Source organism: Betaproteobacteria bacterium (assembly GCA_016709965.1).
GTDB classification, from domain to species: Bacteria; Pseudomonadota; Gammaproteobacteria; order Burkholderiales; family Rhodocyclaceae; genus Azonexus; species Azonexus amarohabitans.
Window position 1 is genome coordinate 2,264,549 of sequence record JADJLT010000001.1, and the last position, 17,746, is coordinate 2,282,294.

A 17,746-nucleotide genomic window follows, 5' to 3' on the forward strand; every position below is an offset into this window, starting at 1 on the left:
TGGTGGGGTCAGGGGCGGGGCGACGGCCGGGGCGGTCGACACCGGCTGTTCATTGACGGCACGGGCGTCGGTGACGAAGTACTCGGTTTCGCCAAAACACTTGGTTGGAACGAACTTGTGCTGCGAGTAAATCAGCACAATGCGTTGGCCGGCCATGGCGTTGATCTTGGCGGCAACCGCCTCATCGCGCACGGAAAATTCAAAGCGGTCCGGAATGGCGCCGGGCATGGTGACCATGGCGACTTCGCCCTCCCAGGTCTTGCACAGCCAGCCCTTGCGCGACAGCTTTTGAATATAGCCAGCCCGTTCACCTTCGGAATAGCTCCAGGTCAGGGTTATCCACACCTAGGCAACGGCTGCCAGCAACGCCGCCGCCAAAAAGATAAAGAATGCGCGCATTTTCAACGACCTCAATTTTTGTCAGAGTGCCATTATGACAAAGGACGCCCGGAATGTTTGTGAAGGTTTTTGCGGGGGGCGGGCTTGGCTGTCTGGACTGAATGCCTGTGGCGTCATTGCGCTGACGCCGGTGGCGATTGCGGTGGATCCCGCGGTCAACCGGGAAAATGGGCAAAAATTGAAATTTGCCGATCAAGGTTTTCACCTCGCTTGATTTGAGGGCAGAATTCGAATGGCCGTTTGTCCTCGAATCCGGAGCGCCGCATGAATCCTCTCGAACTTGCCTCAAGTCTGCAACACCGTCGCATTACCCGTCGCCAGATGCTTTGGCTTCTCGGCGCCAGCGCCTTGTCCGGGTGCGCCAGTTCGCCGGTCGGTGGCGGTTCGATCCTGGTCGGTCAGTCGCGGAAGGAGCGCAGCCCGTCGAGGTCGAGGATATTGATTCCGCCATACTCGCTGCGTACCAGCCCGGCGTCTTCGAGTACTTTCAGCGCCTGATTGGCCCGCTGCCGTGAAACCCCGGCCAGATAGCCGAGTTCCTCCTGCGAAATCTGCAGCAGGCGGTTGGTGCCGGGGTAGAGCACGGGGTTGAACAGGGCGGCCAGGCCACGCGCGATGCGGGCATCGGTGTCCAGCATGCGCTCATTTTCGATCATGCCGACGAACTGGCCGAGGCGTTCGTTCAACTGCGCGATGATGTGCCGATTGAATGGAATGCTGTGGTCGAGCAGCCACAGGAAGGTGCTGCGACTCATGAAGGCAACCCGGGTTTCGCGCAGCGCCATGACGTCGTAGCGGCGGGTTTCGTTCTTGAGCAGCGAGCCTTCACCGAACCAGCCGCCGGTGCTGATGCCGGTCAGCGATGTGGTCTTGCCCGTGGTCCAGTGGCTGGCCATCTTGCCCAGGCCGTCGATGATGCCCATCCAGTAAGCGACCGCCTCGCCTTTCATGCAGATGAAGGCGCCGGCGCTGAAAGAACGCTCGATCGTTCCGGCCAGGGCGCGAGTCATTTCCTCTTCGGTGAGCGATTGCCCCCAGGCGGATGTTCGGAGCAGTTCCTCTGCATTTCTCAATTTATTTCCTGGATTGTCTGCCGGATGACAATTATAAGCGCCAGTCGTGCATACACTGGGCGGCAACTGTGAGAGATTGTCCGGGTGTAGCAAGGTCTGTGTAAGCCAGTTGCGCCAACAATGATTCGAACGAAGGTCAGACCGCGAACAATGAGTCGCGGCGGAGGAGACAAGAAATGCCAAAGCAGGCGAATTTCGCCGCGGTGGATGGTTTGCACACCTTTCCGCGCTTGTTGTTCCATCATGCCCATGTCCGTCCCAATGCGCCGGCCATGCGTGAAAAATATCTCGGCATCTGGCAAACCTGGACCTGGGCCGATGTTGCCGACCGCGTTCGTGCGTTGGCCTGTGGCTTGGCCTCGCTGGGCTTCAAGCGTGGCGACAATCTGGCGATCATCGGTGACAACCGGCCGCATCTGTACATGATGATGACTGCTGCCCAATGCCTGGGTGGTGTGCCGGTGCCGCTTTACCAGGATGCCGTGGCCAACGAAATGTTGTTCGTCTTGCAGGATGCGAGCATCCGTTTCGTCGTCGTCGAAGATCAGGAGCAGGTCGACAAGATGCTCGAGGTCATGCCGGAAGTTGGCAGCCTCGCCCACATCATCTACGACGATCCGCGCGGCATGCGTCATTACAGCCAGCCTTTCCTGCATGACATCCATGAGCTCATGGAAATGGGCCGGATTCATGATCGGAACCATACGACTTTCCTGAACGAGGAAGTCGAGCAAGGTCATTTCGACGACATCTCGGTGATGCTCTACACCTCGGGTACCACCGGCAAGCCGAAGGGCGTCTGCCAGACGCACGCCGCCTTCATCTCCGCCGCTCAGGGTGGCGTACAGGTCGACAAGCTGGGCGCTGACGGCGACATCCTGTCCTACCTGCCGATGGCCTGGGTTGGCGATCATCTATTTTCCTACGCCCAGGCACTGGTCGCCGGTTTCACCATCAACTGCCCGGAATCCGGCGATACGGTGATGAGCGATCTGCGCGAAATCGGCCCAACCTGCTATTTCGCTCCGCCACGCGTTTTCGAAAGCCTGCTGACCTCGGTGATGATCCGCATGGAAGACGCCGGCAAGATCAAACAGAAAATGTTCCACCACTTCATGGCCGTGGCCAAGCGTTGTGGTTCGGACATTCTGGATGGCAAGTCGGTTGGCTTTGGCGACCGGCTGCAATACTGGCTGGGCAATATCCTGGTCTACGGCCCGCTGCGCAATGTGCTCGGCATGAGCCGCATCCGCGTCGCTTATACGGCTGGCGCGGCGATTGGTCCGGAGTTGTTCCGCTTCTATCGTTCGATGGGCATCAACCTCAAGCAGTTCTATGGCCAGACCGAAACCTGTGCCTACGTCTGTCTGCAGCCGGATGGCGCGATCAAATTCGATTCCGTCGGTCAACCGGCCCCGGGCGTCGAAATCAAAATCGCCGACAACGGCGAGGTGCTGGTCAAGGGACCGATGCTGCTCAAGGAATACTACAAGCGTCCGGACGCGACAGCCGAGGCGATCGATGCCAACGGCTACTTCATGACCGGTGACGCCGGCTTCCTCGACGAGGATGGCCACCTGAAGATCATCGACCGCGCCAAGGATGTCGGCAAGCTGACGAACGGCGCGATGTTCGCGCCCAACTACATCGAGAACAAGCTGAAGTTCTTCCAGCACGTCAAGGAAGCGGTCTGCTTTGGCAATGGTCGTGACATGGTCTGCGCCTTCATCAATATCGACGTCAGCGCCGTCGGCAACTGGGCTGAACGCCGTGGCATTGCCTATTCGGGCTACGCCGACCTGGCCGGCAAGCCGGAAGTACTCGAACTGATCCGCGAATGCGTTGAACAGGTCAATGCCGATCTGGTGCACGACACGATGGTGGCTGATTCGCAGATTCACCGCTTCCTCGTGCTGCACAAAGAGCTTGATCCAGACGACGACGAGCTGACCCGGACGCGCAAGGTGCGCCGCAATTTTGTGGCCGAAAAATACAAGGTGCTGATCGATGCGCTCTATGCGGGCAAGGCGAATCAGTTCATCGAAACCGAGGTCAAGTTCGAGGATGGTCGGCGCGGCAAAGTTTCTGCCGATCTGACGATCATCGAGGCCAAGACCTTTCCGATCGTGAAGAAGGCTGCCTGATATGTCCAAGAAAATAGGCGACGTCATTCTCGACCTGCAGAATATTTCCCTGCGCTTCGGCGGCGTCAAGGCGCTGACCGATATCTCCTTCAACGTTCGCGAGCATGAAATCCGCGCCATCATCGGCCCGAACGGCGCCGGCAAAAGCTCGATGCTCAACGTCATCAACGGCGTCTATCACCCGCAGGAAGGCAAGATTTTCTGGCACGGCAAGGAGCGCAAGAAGATGGAGCCGCACATGGCGGCCCAGCAGAACATTGCCCGCACCTTCCAGAACATCGCGCTGTTCAAGGGCATGAGCGTGCTCGACAACATAATGACCGGGCGCATCACCAAGATGAAGGCCAACTTCATCGAGCATGCGCTGTGGTTTGGCCGGGCCCGGAAGGAAGAGCTGGAGCACCGCAAGAAGGTCGAGGAGGTGATCGACTTCCTGGAAATTCAACACATCCGCAAGACCCCGGTCGGTCGCCTGCCTTACGGCCTCCAAAAGCGGGTCGAGCTGGGTCGGGCGTTGGCGGCCGAGCCGTCGATGCTGCTGCTCGACGAACCAATGGCCGGCATGAACGTTGAAGAGAAACAGGACATGTGCCGTTTCATCCTCGACGTCAATGACCAGTTCGGAACAACGATTGTGCTGATCGAGCATGACATGGGTGTCGTCATGGATATTTCCGACCGCGTCGTGGTGCTCGACTACGGCAAGAAGATTGGTGATGGCGAGCCGGAAGACGTCAAAAATAACGAGGATGTCATCAAGGCATACCTCGGTGCTGGCCATTAGGAGAGACCGAGATGAATTTTTTCCTTGAAGTTCTGATTGGCGGCCTGCTGTCCGGCGTGATGTATGCGCTGGTCGCCCTCGGTTTCGTGATGATCTACAAAGCCTCCGGCGTCTTCAACTTTGCCCAGGGCGCCATGGTCTATCTCGCTGCGCTATCGGTGGTTGGCTGCATGGAGAAGGGCGCGCCGCTGTGGCTGGCGATCATCCTCGCTTTCGTCATCATGACCTTGTTCGGCATCGCCACCGAGAAGTTTGTGCTGCGCAAACTGGTCAATCAGCCGCCCATCGCGCTGTTCATGGCGACCATTGGTCTGGCCTTCTTCATCGAAGGTCTGGCGCCGATGATTTTTGGCAGCGAACCGCGGGCGCTGGAACTGGGCATTGTCGACGAGCCGATTCCCTGGATTCTCGACAACTGGAACATGGTGATTTCCAAGTTCGATCTGGTTGCTGCCGGCGTGGCTGCCGTGCTCGTCGCCACACTTGCCCTGTTCTTCCAGTACACCCGGATCGGTCGGGCTTTGCGAGCCGTGGCAGACGACCATCAGGCCGCCTTGTCGATCGGTATTCCGTTGCAACACATCTGGGCGATTGTCTGGGGTGTGGCCGGGTTCGTGGCACTGGTTGCCGGCATGATGTGGGGGGCGCGCAATGGTGTGCAGTTTGCGCTCACTTTCACCGCACTCAAGGCGCTGCCAGTGTTGATCCTCGGCGGATTCACCTCAGTGCCGGGGGCGATCGTCGGTGGCTTGATCATCGGCGCTTCGGAAAAGCTGGCTGAAATCTACATTCCGCCGGTCATGCAGGATCTGTTTGGTGGCAACTTCGGCGGCATTGAGGGCTGGTTCCCTTACGTGCTGGCACTTCTGTTCTTGCTGATTAGACCTGAAGGTCTGTTCGGCGAACGCCATATCGACCGGGTTTAAGGGAGAGAACACATGCTTTATCGTGAAGCCGGTCAATTCAAGACGACCTACGCGGCCGACCAGCAAATTTTTCCGATTCGGCAGGACCGGATCGGCATCATTGCCCTGCTGGCAGTTGCTTTCATCGGGGTGCCGCTGTTTGCCAGCGAATACTGGTTTTCGGCCATTCTGATTCCCTTCCTTATTTTTGCCCTTGCCTCGCTGGGCCTGAATGTCCTGACCGGTTATGCCGGCCAGCTTTCGCTGGGTTCGGCGGCGTTCATGGCGGTGGGCGCCTATGCAGCCTATAACTTCCAGCTGCGCATCGAGGGCATCCCGATTTTGCTTTCCTTCGCTTTTGCCGGGTTGACCGCAGCAAGCGTCGGTATCTTGTTCGGTTTGCCGTCCCTGCGCATCAAGGGCTTTTATCTGGCAGTCGCGACGCTTGCCGCGCAATTTTTCATCGTCTGGTGCCTGACCAAGTTTCCGTGGCTGTCCAACAACTCGTCGTCGGGCGTGATTTCGACACAAAAATTGATCATGTTCGGTCATGAGCTGGATACGCCGGTCGAAAAATACCTGTTGGTGCTTTCCATCGTGGTGGTCATGGCGCTGGCGGCGAAAAACATGGTGCGCTCCTCGACGGGCCGGGCCTGGATGGCGGTGCGCGACATGGACGTGGCGGCCTCGGTCATTGGTATCAAGCTGATGCCGACCAAGCTGCTCGCCTTTGCCGTCAGCTCCTTTTATTGCGGCGTGGCCGGCGCGATGTACGCCTTCTGCTACCTTGGCTCGGTTGAGCCGGACGGCTTCTCGCTCGATATGTCGTTCAAGATCCTGTTCATGATCATCATCGGCGGGGTCGGCTCGATCATGGGCAGTTTCCTCGGCGCCGCTTTCATCCTGCTGCTGCCGATCTTTCTCGATATTGCCCTGCCTTTCTTCGCTGAAGTGCTCGGTCTACCGTTTTCCAGCGCTACCGTGTCGCACATCCAGATTCTGGTGTTCGGGGCGCTGATCATGTTTTTCCTGATCGTAGAGCCGCACGGGCTGGCCCGTTTGTGGCAAATCGCCAAGGAGAAGCTGCGCTTGTGGCCGTTCCCGCACTAGGAGCGACTGCACTCGAAGTGGCGATGGCATCGTCGCTTATTTGTAATAACTGGAGGAGACACTCAATGATTAAAAAATTCAAACCCGCTATTGCCGCCGCTGCGGTGTCCCTGGCCATGCTGTCGCAGATGGTCGTGGCTGCCGAAGAGCAGTTTTTTCCGCTGATTAGCTATCGTGTCGGTCCTTATGGTTCTACAGGGCAACCGTGGTTTTCAGGGTTTATCGACTACCTCAACTATGTCAATCTCAAGGAAAAGGGTGTCAATGGCGTCCTGATGACCTACGAAGAGTGCGAAACCGAATACAACAACGCCAAGGGCGTCGAATGCTACGAGCGCCTGAAGAGCAAGGCCGCCAAGTCGGCCGGTCCGCTGCACACGATGTCAACAGGAGTTTCTTACGCGCTGATCGACAAGTCGGCCCAGGACAAGCTGCCGCTGGCCATGATGGGTTACGGCCGCACCGATGCGGTGGATGGCTCGGTCTTCCCCTACGCCTTCCCGCTGGTCACGACTTATCAGATGCAGGCCTCGGCCATTATCAAGTTCCTCAAGGACAAGAATGGCGGCAGCCTGGCAGGCAAGAAGATCGTTTATCTGTACCACGACTCGGCCTACGGCAAGGAAGCCATCGTTGCACTCAATGCCGAGGCGGCGCTGAACAAGTTCTCGCTGGTCCAGATTCCGGTGGCGCATCCGGGCAATGAGCAGGGCGCCCAGTGGCTCAAGATACGTCAGGAAAAGCCCGATTTCGTCGTTTTCTGGGGCTGGGGCGTCATGAACCAGACGGCGATCAAGGCGGCCCAGAAAGTCGGCTTCCCTCGTGACAAGATGATTGGCTCCTGGTGGGCAGGTTCAGAGGAGGATACCGTGCCGGCCGGCGAAGCCGCCAAGGGCTACATGGCTGCGACGTGGAACGTGGCGGGCAAGCAGGTGCCGGTCATCGCCGACATTGAGAAGGTTGTCTACGGCGCCGGCAAGGGCAATATGGAAGACAAGGCGAAGATCGGCACCGTCCTCTACAACCGTGGCGTTTCTGCCGCCGTGCTGTCGGTCGAGGCCATCCGCAAGGGGCAGGAAAAGTACGGCAAGGGCAAGGCACTGACCGGCGAACAGACCCGTTGGGCGCTGGAAAACCTGAACATCACGGATGCCCGCCTGAAGGCGATTGGCGCCACCGACCTGTTGCCGGAAATCAAGACTTCCTGTGCCAATCATGAAGGCTCGGGCAAGGTGAAGATCCAGCAATGGGATGGTGCCAAGTGGGTCCCGGTCTCCGGCTGGATCGAGGGTAACAAGGGGTTGATCCACCCGCTCTTCCAGGCTTCCGCCAAACAGTACGCCAAGGAAAAGGGCATTACGCCGCGCGATTGTTCCAAGGAAAAGTGAACCGTCAGGCGGAAAGCGTGGGGGCGTGAGCCCTCACTCTTTCTCGTCGCCCCTTGAATCGGAAACGATGATGAATACACAAACTGCCGCCGTAGCGCCGGATCAGTACCTGAGCATCAATAATATCGAGGTCATCTACGACCACGTGATTCTGGTGCTCAAAGGCGTGTCGCTGAACGTGCCGAAGGGCAAGATTGTCGCTTTGCTGGGGGCCAACGGCGCCGGCAAATCGACGACGCTGAAGGCGATTTCCAACCTGCTGCACGCCGAGCGCGGCGATGTGACCAAGGGTTCCGTCGAGTACAAGGGCAACCGCATCGATCAGCTGACGCCGAACGAACTGGTCAAGCGCGGGGTCATCCAGGTCATGGAAGGGCGGCATTGTTTTGGCCACCTGACCATTGAGGAAAATTTGCTGACCGGCGCCTACACGCGCAGCATTTCGCGCGGCGAGTTGAAGGACAGCCTGGAAAAGGTCTATCACTACTTCCCGCGGCTGAAAACGCGGCGCACCTCGCAGGCTGGCTACACCTCCGGCGGTGAGCAGCAGATGTGCGCCATTGGTCGGGCGCTGATGGCCAAGCCGGAAATGATCCTGCTCGATGAGCCGTCGATGGGCCTGGCGCCGCAGATCGTCGAGGAAATTTTCGAGATCGTGAAAGACCTGAATAGCCGGGAGAACGTCAGTTTCCTGCTGGCCGAGCAGAACACCATGGTGGCGCTGAAATATGCGGATTTTGGCTACATCCTGGAGAACGGGCGGGTGGTGATGGAAGGGGATGCGGAAGATCTGCGGACGAATGAGGATGTTAAGGAGTTTTATCTGGGACTCTCCTCGGCCGGGCGCAAATCCTTCAAAGACGTCAAACACTACCGTCGCCGCAAACGCTGGCTCTCCTGACGGTTGCAGTGCGCGTTCCATGGCGGCGTTGTCGGCCGGCTTGTTGGCAGGAGCCAACGGCGCCGGCCTCCGCCTTGCCCTGAAACGCTACTTTGCAACCCTCGGGCTGTGTGGGTGCTTTGGCTTGACTGAAAAACCAAATGCCACGGTCAACCGGAAAAAACGGAGAAAAATGAAATGAGCTATTACGACCCGCTCGAAACCCGCGATCCGGAAGAGCGTGAAGCAGATTTGATGGACAAGCTGGCGCGCCAGGTGGCGCATGCCAAGGAAACGACGCATTACTATTTTCAGTCGTTGGCCGGCATCAATCCGTTCGACTGTGTCAGCCGCGGCGCGCTGGCCAAATTGCCGTTGACGCGCAAGCGCGATCTGATCGACCTGCAGAAAAAGACACCGCCTTTCGGGGGCTTGAACGCACTGGCCCGCAGCAAGGCCAAGCGGGTGTTTGCATCGCCCGGCCCGATCTATGAGCTGCAGGGCGGCGAGATGGACCATTGGCGGCTGGCGCGTGCACTTTATGCAGCCGGTTTCCGGCATGGCGACCTGATTCACAATTGTTACGCCTACCATTTCACGCCCGGCGCTTTCATGATGGAGGGCGGGGCGCGCAAGCTCGGCTGTTCGGTATTCCCCGGCGGTACCGGGCAGACCGAACAGCAGGTCCAGGCCATGGTGGACCTGCGGCCGGAAGGCTATGTGGGCACGCCGTCCTTTCTGCGCATCATTGTTGAAAAGGCAGAAGAGCTGGGGGCCGATATTTCGTCACTGAAGAAGGCCCTGGTGTCTGGCGAGGCCTTGCCCGGTGCCACCCGCGCCTGGCTCAACGAGCGCGGCATCACCGTACGCCAGTGTTATGCGACGGCAGATATCGGTGCCATTGCCTACGAAACCGAGGCGGAGCAAGGGATGATTGTCGAGGAAGAGGTGCTGCTCGAGATCGTTCGCCCCGGCACCGGGGAGCCGGTTCCCCCCGGCGAAGTCGGCGAGGTCGTGGTGACGACTTTCAACCCGGATTACCCGCTGATTCGTTTTGCCACCGGCGACCTTTCGGCAATTTTGACCGGACGTTCGCCCTGTGGTCGCAGCAATATTCGTTTGAAAGGCTGGATGGGCCGGGCTGATCAGACGACCAAGATCAAAGGTATGTTTGTCCATCCCGAGCAGATCGCCGAAATCGCCAGCCGGCATCCTGAAATTCAGCGCATGCGCCTGGTGGTCGACAACATGAGCGGGCAGGATCGCATGGTGCTCCATTGCGAAATCGAGCCCGGCCATGAAGCGCTAGACTCATCCTTGCTTGGCAGTTTGCGTGACGTGACGAAACTGCGTGGCGAAGTGGCCTTTTCGGCTCCCGGAGGCTTGCCCAACGACGGGAAGGTGATCGAAGATAGCCGTATCTATTGATCCGGGTGTCTTTCATGCGAATCCTTGTGCTTGCCATGGCGTGGTTGGCAATCTCGGTGCAGGCCGCCGAGCCGGTATTGCGCCCTTCGGCACAGCTGTTGTTCAAAGACCCGGGCATGCTGAAAGTGGGTCAGTGCGTACGCTACGACGAGGGGGGGGCAGGTTGGGTCATTACCGAGCCGGTGTTCTACCTGAAAGGCGAGGTCCTCTCCGCTGAGGTGGTGACTCGGCATCTCGGCCACTGTCCGGTGGTGCCCGGCAAGAACATGGATCAGTACACCCGGGCCGAGTTCAACCGCCATGCACGGGCTTATCCCTGCGTCTCAACGGATGTGGCGGAGCGCGACGAGCAGATTGGCATTGTTCGCGTCCGGGTTGTCGATTGGGAGACGCCTCACGCCAAAAAGGCCGAAAACGCAGGCCGTCTCTATCGCGGTACTTTCATTGATCAGCCTCTGCAGCAAGGCATGGAGATCGAGCTGGAAGCTGATTTGCTGGAAGTTTGCGGCCTGTGAGCCACCGGGCAAGCGGGCTGAATTGCTGGCCCCGCCGTGGACGGTAGTACATGCAGCGGATGAAGTTGGCACACGCTTAGGGCATGATTATCAAGCCAGCTTGGAGAATGAGGTCAGGAAATCACGCCATGAACAAGAATATCGATGAAATACTGACCAAAATCCGCGAGCTGGAAGACGAGCTGGAAGATGAATACCGTCAGACCCGCAACGAATGGGGCCGGAAAAAACTGGAACTGGCCGAGGAATTCCAGCGCCAGCAACGTCGCTACAAGACCGGACTTTTCCGCTTTCTGTTGTGTAGCCGGCTACTCGTTGCACTGACAGCACCGATTATTTACGCTGGCTGGATTCCATTTTTGGTGATGGATGTTTTTGTCACGTTTTATCAGGCAATCTGTTTTCCGATCTACCGGATTCCCAAGGTTCGCCGCTCAGATTATCTTGTGTTCGATCGCGAAGACCTGCCCTACCTGAACATCATCGAGAAGTTCAACTGCTTCTTCTGTTCATACGGCAATGGCGTCGCCGCCTATACGCGGGAAGTGGCGGCACGAACCGAACAATACTGGTGTCCGATCAAGCACGCCCGGCGCCTCGCAGCGGCGCATGACCGCTACCCGAATTTTTTCGATCACGGGGATGCACAAGCTTACCAGCAGGGCTTGAACCGGCTGCGCAAGCAGTACGAGAACACCTAGGGTTTTCGACCGAACAGGCCGCGCACGGCTTCCTGCAAATCGGCTGGCAGTACGATGACCTTGGCGTTGTCCTTCTCGCCCATGTGTTCCAGCGCCTTGATATATTTTTCGCCAAGCATGTAGGACATTGGCCCGGTCTGGTCGCCGATGGCGGCGGCGATCCGGCGGATGGCCTCGGCTGAGGCTTCAGCCAGCATGACCTGGGCGTTGGCATCGCGCTTGGCCGACTCAAGGCGTGCCTCGGCTTCGAGAATGGCGGCCTGCTTGGCACCTTCTGCCCGGATCACCACGGCCTTGCGCTCGCGCTCGGCGGCGGCCTGCATTTCCATGGCCTTCTGCATTGACAGTGAGGGCTTGATGTCCTGAATTTCTACGGATTTCACCGTCAGACCCCAATCCACCGCTTCATCGGCGATGCTTTCGCGCAGCCGGGCCTTGATCTTGTCGCGCGAGGATAGCGCCTCGTCCAGCTCCATTTCGCCGACGATGGAGCGCAGCGTGGTCATGATCATGTTGCGGATCGCTTCAGAGAAGTCGGTAATGCCATAGACCGCCTTGACCGGGTCGGTAACCTTGATGAAGGCGATGGCATTGGTCAGGATCACAGCATTGTCGCGGGTGATCACTTCCTGCTCCTGCACGTCGAGGATGATGTCCTTGGTCACCAACTGATACGCCACTTTGTCCAGATAGGGGATGACGATGTTGAGGCCGGGCTTCAGCGTGCCGTGATACTTGCCAAGGCGCTCGACGATCCATTCCTCGCCCTGCGGCACAATGCGCACGCCCTTTGCGATGGTGACGACCACAAAGACCAGAATGGCCAGGGTGACGATAAATCCTGCGTTCATGTCCATTTTTTCAACCTCTCTACGTCTTGCTGACTTTCAGAAAACTGCCTTCTACTGCGACCACCTTGACCCGGTCGCCCGCCGCAATTGCCGTATCGGCCACGCAGCTCCATTCTTCGGAACCCAGCACCGGCCGCTGGAAACGGACCTTGCCCCGTTCAAATGGCGCCACAGCGTTGACCAGCAGACCAATTTCGCCGATGACTTCGCCATCCGCCGTGCCGATGCGCGTCTTCACAAAGCTCTGTTTGAAAACCCGGAACCACAGTACGACCATGGCGAGCGAGGCCAGTGTCCATGTGGCCAGTTGGGCGGTCGCCGACATGTCGAAGGCCAGCACCAGCAGTCCAACGAGCAGCGCACCGAGACCAAACCAGATAATGAAGAACGAGGAAATGACCAGTTCGGCGAGGATCAGCACAATGCCGCCGACGATCCACTGCCACCATTCAGGATTCATAATTTTCTCCTTGCGGGGTCGAGTATTTCGGGTTTGGGGGGCAGGGTCAAGGCAGTTTCTGTTTTTCGGCTTTTTTTCCGGTTGACCGTGGTAGTCGAGGCGCGGCGGCCTGGCCACGAATTAGAATGCGCCGATGAATACCGCGCTGCTTCTGCTCCCCGATTTTGCCCTTATCCTGCTGGGCACTGCCATCCGGCGTTGGATGCATCTGGGCGACCACTTCTGGTCCGGCGTCGAGAAGCTGGTCTACTTCATTCTTTTCCCGGCGCTGCTGATCAACGCCATCGTCAAGACCCGGCTTGATCTCGGGTCTGCCTTGCCATTGCTGGCCACGGCGTTTGCCGCAATGGCCGGCGGCATGCTGCTGGGTATCGTGCCAAAGCTGTTCACCCGCCTGCCGGCGCTGACTTTTGCATCGATGTTCCAGTGCGCCTACCGTTTTAATTCGTATATCGCACTGGCGGTGGCCGGTATGCTGTTTGGCTCCCCGGGAATTGCCACCATGGGGCTGGTTGTCGGCGCTGCCGTGCCGGTGGTCAATCTGGTGTCGGTGTGGATGCTGGCGCGGCATGGCGAGGTTGGCTTGTTGCGCGAGGTGGCGCGCAATCCGTTGATCTGGGGTACAGCCGCCGGCTTTCTGCTCAATCTGGCTGGCTTTGTGCCGCCAGCACCCTTGCAGGCATTTCTCGGACGGCTGGCGGATGCTTCCATTGCGCTGGGCCTGATTACGGTGGGGGCTGCACTCAGGCTGGACAGTACACCGGGGGTACGCGTCTTTTCGGCCTGGCTGGTGCTGGTGAAACTGCTGGCCTTGCCTGTGGTGGCGTTGTTGGTGGGTGCGCAGCTGGGCCTGTCGGGCCTCAACTATCAGATCGTGGTGTTATTTGCAGCGCTGCCGACCGCCTCATCCGCCTATATTCTGGCGATGCGCATGGGGGGCGACGGCAAAAGTGTGGCCTGGCTAATTTCAGCGACGACACTCGGCTCCATGCTCACGCTGCCGCTGTGGGCAGCGTGGCTGGCCAGGCTGTAAGCCAGCCCGGATTATTTCTTGGCAGCGCTCGATTTGGGCTTGCTAGCCGTTTCGGCACTGGTGGCGGCCTGGGCTGCAGCGTCGGCAGACTGCTGCATCTGTTCGCGCATTTGCTGCATCATCTGCCAGGGCCACATCGCTGCTTCTGACAGCGTCGAGCTGTTATCCGGGTGGATCGTACTTTGGAAGAAGTTGGGGGTCGGGGCGGGAGCCGGTTCTGCTTCAGGCGTTGCCGACATCGTTTTGGCCGCGTCCGACGCCATCTGACCCATGGCTTTCACGGCACCGACGGTGGTGCGCTGCATTTCCAGGCCTTGAATGGTCATCTGCAGCATCGACAGGTTCATGCGCAGCCAGCCTTCGACGGCTTTCATGTCCTTGATGCGTTTGTCGAGTTCTTCGACGTCAAACGTCGGCGTCACCATGCCGGGGAGGGTGAATCCCATGTTGCCCCACATGTTGCGCATGAAATTGAGCGGATCGTGTACTTGGTCGTCAGACATGTGATTCTCCCTCTCGTTGGATCACATCATCTTAAACCACTTCTTAATGCAAAATGATAAATTAGCAGTCTGTTGAAATGATGAGGCCGTTATGTTGAAACTGTTGGTTGTGGAAGATCACGCACTTGTTCGGGAAGGACTGGTACGTCTGCTCGGCCAGGTCGAAGAGGATGTGACGGTCCATGAGAGCGCCGATTTCGAAGCCGCCCTGAATCTGCTCGACAATGAAGGCGAATTCGATCTGGTGTTGCTCGATCTGGCATTGCCGGGCATCGATGGTTTTGCCGGAGTTGATATTTTGCGTCGTCGCCATCCGGCGATGCCGGTCGTCGTGGTTTCCGCCTTCGATGACGCGCCAACGATCACGCGCGTATTGAATCTCGGTGCATCCGGTTTCATTCCCAAGGCGTTTTCCGGTGAGGCACTTTTGTCAGCGGTGCGCGAGGTGCTGGCGGGCAACATCTTCCGGCCGAGCGGCCAGCGGGCATCGCAGATGGACGATACGACGCCTGTAGCGCCCTCCAAGATCAGTGTTCGTCCCAGCGAGGTCGGACTCACCGATCGTCAGGGCCAGGTGCTGGCGCTCATGGTGCGTGGCATGTCGAATCGGGATATCGCCGACCAACTGGGCCTATCCGAAGGGACCGTGAAAATTCATGCGACGGCGGTTTTCAAGGCGCTTGACGTGAATAGCCGGACGCAGGCGCTGGTTGCCGTCTCGCGCTATGGCATCGATTTCGAAAGCGTCTTCTGAAGTTGATTCAGTAGCGCCCGCAATTTGGCGGGGCGCACCGGCCGTGGCAGGGCGTGGGTGCCGGCGGGCAAATTTGGCGGGCCATCGTCGAGCAGAACGATCAGCGGCGCCTCCGGCGCTTGCGCCAGGCGGGTGGCGCTGGCGAATGCCGCATCGGCGATGATCAGTGCATCGTTTGGCAGCGCTTCCTTTTTCGCGCTGTCGGTGACGGTGACCGTGTAGCCCCAGCCCTCGACCAGCCGGATGCATGCCTGCATGTCTTCAGAGCGTCCAATGCAATGAATCTTGCCGACGGGCTTTGTTGCCTCTTCCTGGGGGCGGGGCAGCGAAACGGGCGGGCTGCCTGCGAGGCGAAGGGAGAAAGTGGTTCCCTCGCTCAGCCGGGAGCGAAGGCCAACCTGAACGTTGAGCGCGCGCGCCAGGCGATCGACGATGGAGAGTCCCAGGCCCAATCCCTTGTTGTGTTCACGTGCCGCATTGCCAACCTGAAAGAACTCTCCAAAGATGGCGGCCTGATCGGCCTTGGCAATGCCGATGCCGTTGTCACGGACTTCGATCAGGACGTCTGGGCCCCGTCGACGAGCGGTCACTAGCACGCGGCCGCCGGGATGCGTGTAGCGCAGCGCATTGGACACCAGATTGGCAATCATCCGCTCCAGCAGGAGTCCGTCGCTGCTTACCCAAAGTGACGTGGCGCGAAAGCGCAAGGTGATATGACGGTCCGTCGCGGATCGCCTGAACGAATTGGTCAGCCGGTCGAACAGCGGCTGTAGCTGAAATGGTCTGATGTCCGGCTTGATGCCCGAGACATCCAGCCGGGAGATGTCGAGGATTGAGTCGAGCAGTTCGCCGAGCATGGTGGTCGATGCGGAAATTTGATCGGCCAGTCGGGGCAGTCCCTGGGGGGAACCACCGCGTACCTGACGTTGCAGATCGGCAGAAAACAGCGACAAAGCATGCAGCGGCTGCCGCAAATCGTGGCTGGCGGCAGCGAGAAAGCGACTCTTTGCGGCATTGGCGCGTTCGGCCGCATCCTTTTGCCCGGCAATTTCCTGTGTGGCTTCGCGAACTCGTTCTCCGAGATGTTCCTGGCTCGCTTGCAGTTCATCGGTCATGTTGGCCATTGTGCGGAGTTGGCGGCGGAAAAGCATGGCGCCAACGAACATGACGGCGGTGACCAGCAGGCCGAGTGCGCTTAGTTCAAAAAGCCGGTTTTTCCAGGCGGCGAGCAAGGACTTCTCCGGGATGGCGCTGAGGATGCGCAGATCGGAAAAGCCGGGAACCGGCGACACCGAAATCAGCAGGCCTTTGACAGCGTCCTCGCCACTTGCCGGCATATAGTTCCGGAGCCTTCCGTTAAACAGTACGGTGCTCGCCTTGGCGCCGAGAATAGGTGATTGCCGACTCAGATCGGTTGGCCGGCAGGAGGCGATGATTTCACCCTTTGTGTTGATGAGAACAGTTTCAAAATCATCAGCAAGGCGGTTCGGCCAGCAAAAATCCTGCAGATAAGACGGCTCTATCGCCGAAAAAACTGCACCGGAAAATTTACCGGTCTCGCTGTTCAGACGGCGGGCAATCGCATAGGTGTAGCGTCCCGAGTTGCGGCCGACATAGGGACCATAGGTCGACGCCTCGGCACCTTGTTCCAGTGCCATGAAATACGGACGATCCTTGACATTGATGTGGGCTGCAGGAGTTTGCGTCGAGATGAAGCGCTGGTTGCCGAGCCGGTCGAAAATGATCAGGTCGCGAAGCTGTGGCATGGCGCGCGAGTGGCGTTGGGCGATGTATTCCCAGCCCTTGTTGGCGTCCCAGGTCTCCCAGTCATGGCGGCCGGTTGAAAGGTCGGTGGCCGTCTCGCGCAACAGGACGTCGACGGCCTCGAACGTGCGCGCCGTATGTTCGGCCATCATGATGCTGAAGTGCTGCAGGCGACGTTCACCCGACTCGATGTCTCGATGGCGGGCGAGCACCAGATCGGCCAGAAAAACGGCTGCGATGGTCAGCGTACCGGCGAGCGCGACCAAAAAGGCGAGTGTTTCGGGTCTTCTGGTCCGCATGCGGGCTATAGCTGGTAACAGTAGAGCGGACGGGATGGCGTGCAATCGACGTCGATGATTCGATCTGGCGCGACACCGGGAGCAGGGAAGCTGTTGCTGATGAACAGGCTGCCCGGTTTCATGTCGGCTTTCACTTTTTCCCAGAGTCGGGGCATCGGGGTGGGGGAGAGAAAGGCGTAAACCACGTCGTAGTCGCCAAGTTTCGCTTGCCAGAGATCGTCCCAGCGCCAGCGAATGTTGGTTCGGCCGATGCTGAGAACGAGGCCGATCAGCCAGGTCAGTGGCGCGTTTTCGTAACCCGTAAAGTGACTTTCGGGAAGCGCGTCGGCGAGGGGCACCGTGGTGCTGCCGACGCCGGCGCCGAGATCGAGGAAGCGAACTGCACCGCGTTCATTCAGCAGTTCAGCCAGCGCAGCGACGGTTTGCTTGTTGGATAAATACAGTGGCACCTGCCCGGACAGCGCCCCGCGATAGACCAGCAGCAGCAGGATGGCGGCGAGCAGGAACCAGCCGGGATCAATGGCGAGCGTATGGGTGAACCAGACCAGCGGCATGAAGCCGGCATGGATGACGCGCCACCACCACGGTTGCCGCGAGAGTGTGGCGAAAAGCAGCGCGACGCCGCCGATCGCCAGGCTGGTCGCCTGCCAGGGCATGGCTTCGGCTTTCCAGCCGAAATACGGCCAGGCAATGGAGAGGACAAGGATGACCGCAGCCCCTTGCAGGGCGAACTGTCGTTTCGGTGTGGAGGACAT

The 17,746-nt window shown here is 58.9% G+C and carries 18 protein-coding genes and 1 pseudogene; 11 read left to right on the plus strand and 8 right to left on the minus strand.

Translation table 11 applies throughout. The features are described 5' to 3' along the window. Positions 1–51: 51 nt before the first annotated feature. From IPJ12_11090 to IPJ12_11100, 3 genes and pseudogenes are all read right to left on the minus strand, one after another. Positions 52–345: pseudogene (locus tag IPJ12_11090) on the minus strand (hypothetical protein). Beyond that, positions 308–595, minus strand: a complete 288-nt coding sequence (locus tag IPJ12_11095) for a hypothetical protein (GenBank protein MBK7647689.1) — start codon at positions 593–595, stop codon at positions 308–310. Before IPJ12_11095 ends, IPJ12_11090 begins: the two are co-directional and overlap by 38 nt. A 202-nt stretch (positions 596–797) precedes the next feature. Next, on the minus strand, positions 798–1,472 hold the full coding sequence (locus IPJ12_11100; protein MBK7647690.1) for a Crp/Fnr family transcriptional regulator: 675 nt from the start codon (positions 1,470–1,472) through the stop codon (positions 798–800). Positions 1,473–1,648: 176 nt separating this feature from the next. On the opposite strand from IPJ12_11100, the gene IPJ12_11105 reads away from it, so the two are divergent. The 9 genes from IPJ12_11105 to IPJ12_11145 all read left to right on the plus strand — a co-directional run bounded on the left by IPJ12_11105 (position 1,649) and on the right by IPJ12_11145 (position 11,327). Continuing rightward, positions 1,649–3,616 (plus strand): AMP-binding protein, encoded by a 1,968-nt coding sequence (locus IPJ12_11105; GenBank protein ID MBK7647691.1) that lies wholly within the window; start codon positions 1,649–1,651, stop codon positions 3,614–3,616. Between the two features lies 1 nt (position 3,617). Beyond that, entirely contained in the window at positions 3,618–4,400 is a 783-nt protein-coding gene (locus tag IPJ12_11110; protein MBK7647692.1) for an ABC transporter ATP-binding protein, read from the plus strand. A gap of 11 nt (positions 4,401–4,411) precedes the next feature. Beyond that, entirely contained in the window at positions 4,412–5,326 is a 915-nt protein-coding gene (locus IPJ12_11115) for a branched-chain amino acid ABC transporter permease (protein MBK7647693.1), read from the plus strand. Positions 5,327–5,338: 12 nt separating this feature from the next. Continuing rightward, positions 5,339–6,415 (plus strand): branched-chain amino acid ABC transporter permease, encoded by a 1,077-nt coding sequence (locus IPJ12_11120; protein MBK7647694.1) that lies wholly within the window; start codon positions 5,339–5,341, stop codon positions 6,413–6,415. Positions 6,416–6,480: 65 nt separating this feature from the next. After that, positions 6,481–7,803 carry an ABC transporter substrate-binding protein gene (locus tag IPJ12_11125; GenBank protein ID MBK7647695.1) on the plus strand — a complete coding sequence of 441 codons (1,323 nt, stop codon included), beginning with the start codon at positions 6,481–6,483 and terminating at the stop codon, positions 7,801–7,803. Positions 7,804–7,873: 70 nt separating this feature from the next. Then, positions 7,874–8,704, plus strand: a complete 831-nt coding sequence (locus tag IPJ12_11130; protein ID MBK7647696.1) for an ABC transporter ATP-binding protein — start codon at positions 7,874–7,876, stop codon at positions 8,702–8,704. 177 nt (positions 8,705–8,881) lie between these two features. Continuing rightward, positions 8,882–10,111 (plus strand): AMP-binding protein, encoded by a 1,230-nt coding sequence (locus IPJ12_11135; protein MBK7647697.1) that lies wholly within the window; start codon positions 8,882–8,884, stop codon positions 10,109–10,111. 14 nt (positions 10,112–10,125) lie between these two features. Next, entirely contained in the window at positions 10,126–10,626 is a 501-nt protein-coding gene (locus IPJ12_11140) for a hypothetical protein (GenBank protein MBK7647698.1), read from the plus strand. 128 nt (positions 10,627–10,754) lie between these two features. Continuing rightward, entirely contained in the window at positions 10,755–11,327 is a 573-nt protein-coding gene (locus IPJ12_11145) for a hypothetical protein (protein MBK7647699.1), read from the plus strand. Here IPJ12_11145 and IPJ12_11150 read toward each other — a convergent pair. Both IPJ12_11150 and IPJ12_11155 read right to left on the minus strand, forming a co-directional pair. Next, on the minus strand, positions 11,324–12,178 hold the full coding sequence (locus IPJ12_11150) for an SPFH/Band 7/PHB domain protein (protein ID MBK7647700.1): 855 nt from the start codon (positions 12,176–12,178) through the stop codon (positions 11,324–11,326). The two genes, IPJ12_11145 and IPJ12_11150, sit on opposite strands and share 4 nt — an antisense overlap. Before the next feature lie 19 nt (positions 12,179–12,197). Further along, positions 12,198–12,638 (minus strand): NfeD family protein, encoded by a 441-nt coding sequence (locus tag IPJ12_11155; protein MBK7647701.1) that lies wholly within the window; start codon positions 12,636–12,638, stop codon positions 12,198–12,200. Positions 12,639–12,771: 133 nt separating this feature from the next. On the opposite strand from IPJ12_11155, the gene IPJ12_11160 reads away from it, so the two are divergent. Then, complete coding sequence (locus IPJ12_11160) at positions 12,772–13,671, plus strand: AEC family transporter (GenBank protein ID MBK7647702.1); 900 nt, start codon at positions 12,772–12,774, stop codon at positions 13,669–13,671. Between the two features lie 11 nt (positions 13,672–13,682). On the opposite strand, the gene IPJ12_11165 is transcribed toward IPJ12_11160, so the two are convergent. After that, on the minus strand, positions 13,683–14,174 hold the full coding sequence (locus IPJ12_11165; protein MBK7647703.1) for a hypothetical protein: 492 nt from the start codon (positions 14,172–14,174) through the stop codon (positions 13,683–13,685). A 91-nt stretch (positions 14,175–14,265) separates the two neighbouring features. Here IPJ12_11165 and IPJ12_11170 point away from each other — a divergent pair, with 91 nt between their 5' ends. Next, entirely contained in the window at positions 14,266–14,928 is a 663-nt protein-coding gene (locus tag IPJ12_11170) for a response regulator transcription factor (protein MBK7647704.1), read from the plus strand. Here the strand turns inward: IPJ12_11170 and IPJ12_11175 are convergent. Next, entirely contained in the window at positions 14,898–16,991 is a 2,094-nt protein-coding gene (locus tag IPJ12_11175; GenBank protein MBK7647705.1) for a hypothetical protein, read from the minus strand. The two genes, IPJ12_11170 and IPJ12_11175, sit on opposite strands and share 31 nt — an antisense overlap. Before the next feature lie 5 nt (positions 16,992–16,996). Next, positions 16,997–17,746 carry a class I SAM-dependent methyltransferase gene (locus IPJ12_11180; protein ID MBK7647706.1) on the minus strand — a complete coding sequence of 250 codons (750 nt, stop codon included), beginning with the start codon at positions 17,744–17,746 and terminating at the stop codon, positions 16,997–16,999.

What these genes read in the sequence shown, in the direction of transcription:
- IPJ12_11120 (MBK7647694.1), top strand. Translation starts at nt 5,339, where the DNA reads ATGCTTTATCGTGAAGCCGGTCAATTCAAGACGACCTACGCGGCCGAC.
- IPJ12_11175 (MBK7647705.1), bottom strand. Translation starts at nt 16,991, where the DNA reads ATGCGGACCAGAAGACCCGAAACACTCGCCTTTTTGGTCGCGCTCGCC.
- IPJ12_11140 (MBK7647698.1), top strand. Translation starts at nt 10,126, where the DNA reads ATGCGAATCCTTGTGCTTGCCATGGCGTGGTTGGCAATCTCGGTGCAG.
- IPJ12_11130 (MBK7647696.1), top strand. Translation starts at nt 7,874, where the DNA reads ATGAATACACAAACTGCCGCCGTAGCGCCGGATCAGTACCTGAGCATC.
- IPJ12_11165 (MBK7647703.1), bottom strand. Translation starts at nt 14,174, where the DNA reads ATGTCTGACGACCAAGTACACGATCCGCTCAATTTCATGCGCAACATG.
- IPJ12_11110 (MBK7647692.1), top strand. Translation starts at nt 3,618, where the DNA reads ATGTCCAAGAAAATAGGCGACGTCATTCTCGACCTGCAGAATATTTCC.
- IPJ12_11135 (MBK7647697.1), top strand. Translation starts at nt 8,882, where the DNA reads ATGAGCTATTACGACCCGCTCGAAACCCGCGATCCGGAAGAGCGTGAA.
- IPJ12_11105 (MBK7647691.1), top strand. Translation starts at nt 1,649, where the DNA reads ATGCCAAAGCAGGCGAATTTCGCCGCGGTGGATGGTTTGCACACCTTT.
- IPJ12_11170 (MBK7647704.1), top strand. Translation starts at nt 14,266, where the DNA reads ATGTTGAAACTGTTGGTTGTGGAAGATCACGCACTTGTTCGGGAAGGA.
- IPJ12_11155 (MBK7647701.1), bottom strand. Translation starts at nt 12,638, where the DNA reads ATGAATCCTGAATGGTGGCAGTGGATCGTCGGCGGCATTGTGCTGATC.
- IPJ12_11160 (MBK7647702.1), top strand. Translation starts at nt 12,772, where the DNA reads ATGAATACCGCGCTGCTTCTGCTCCCCGATTTTGCCCTTATCCTGCTG.
- IPJ12_11180 (MBK7647706.1), bottom strand. Translation starts at nt 17,746, where the DNA reads ATGTCCTCCACACCGAAACGACAGTTCGCCCTGCAAGGGGCTGCGGTC.
- IPJ12_11115 (MBK7647693.1), top strand. Translation starts at nt 4,412, where the DNA reads ATGAATTTTTTCCTTGAAGTTCTGATTGGCGGCCTGCTGTCCGGCGTG.
- IPJ12_11145 (MBK7647699.1), top strand. Translation starts at nt 10,755, where the DNA reads ATGAACAAGAATATCGATGAAATACTGACCAAAATCCGCGAGCTGGAA.
- IPJ12_11125 (MBK7647695.1), top strand. Translation starts at nt 6,481, where the DNA reads ATGATTAAAAAATTCAAACCCGCTATTGCCGCCGCTGCGGTGTCCCTG.
- IPJ12_11150 (MBK7647700.1), bottom strand. Translation starts at nt 12,178, where the DNA reads ATGAACGCAGGATTTATCGTCACCCTGGCCATTCTGGTCTTTGTGGTC.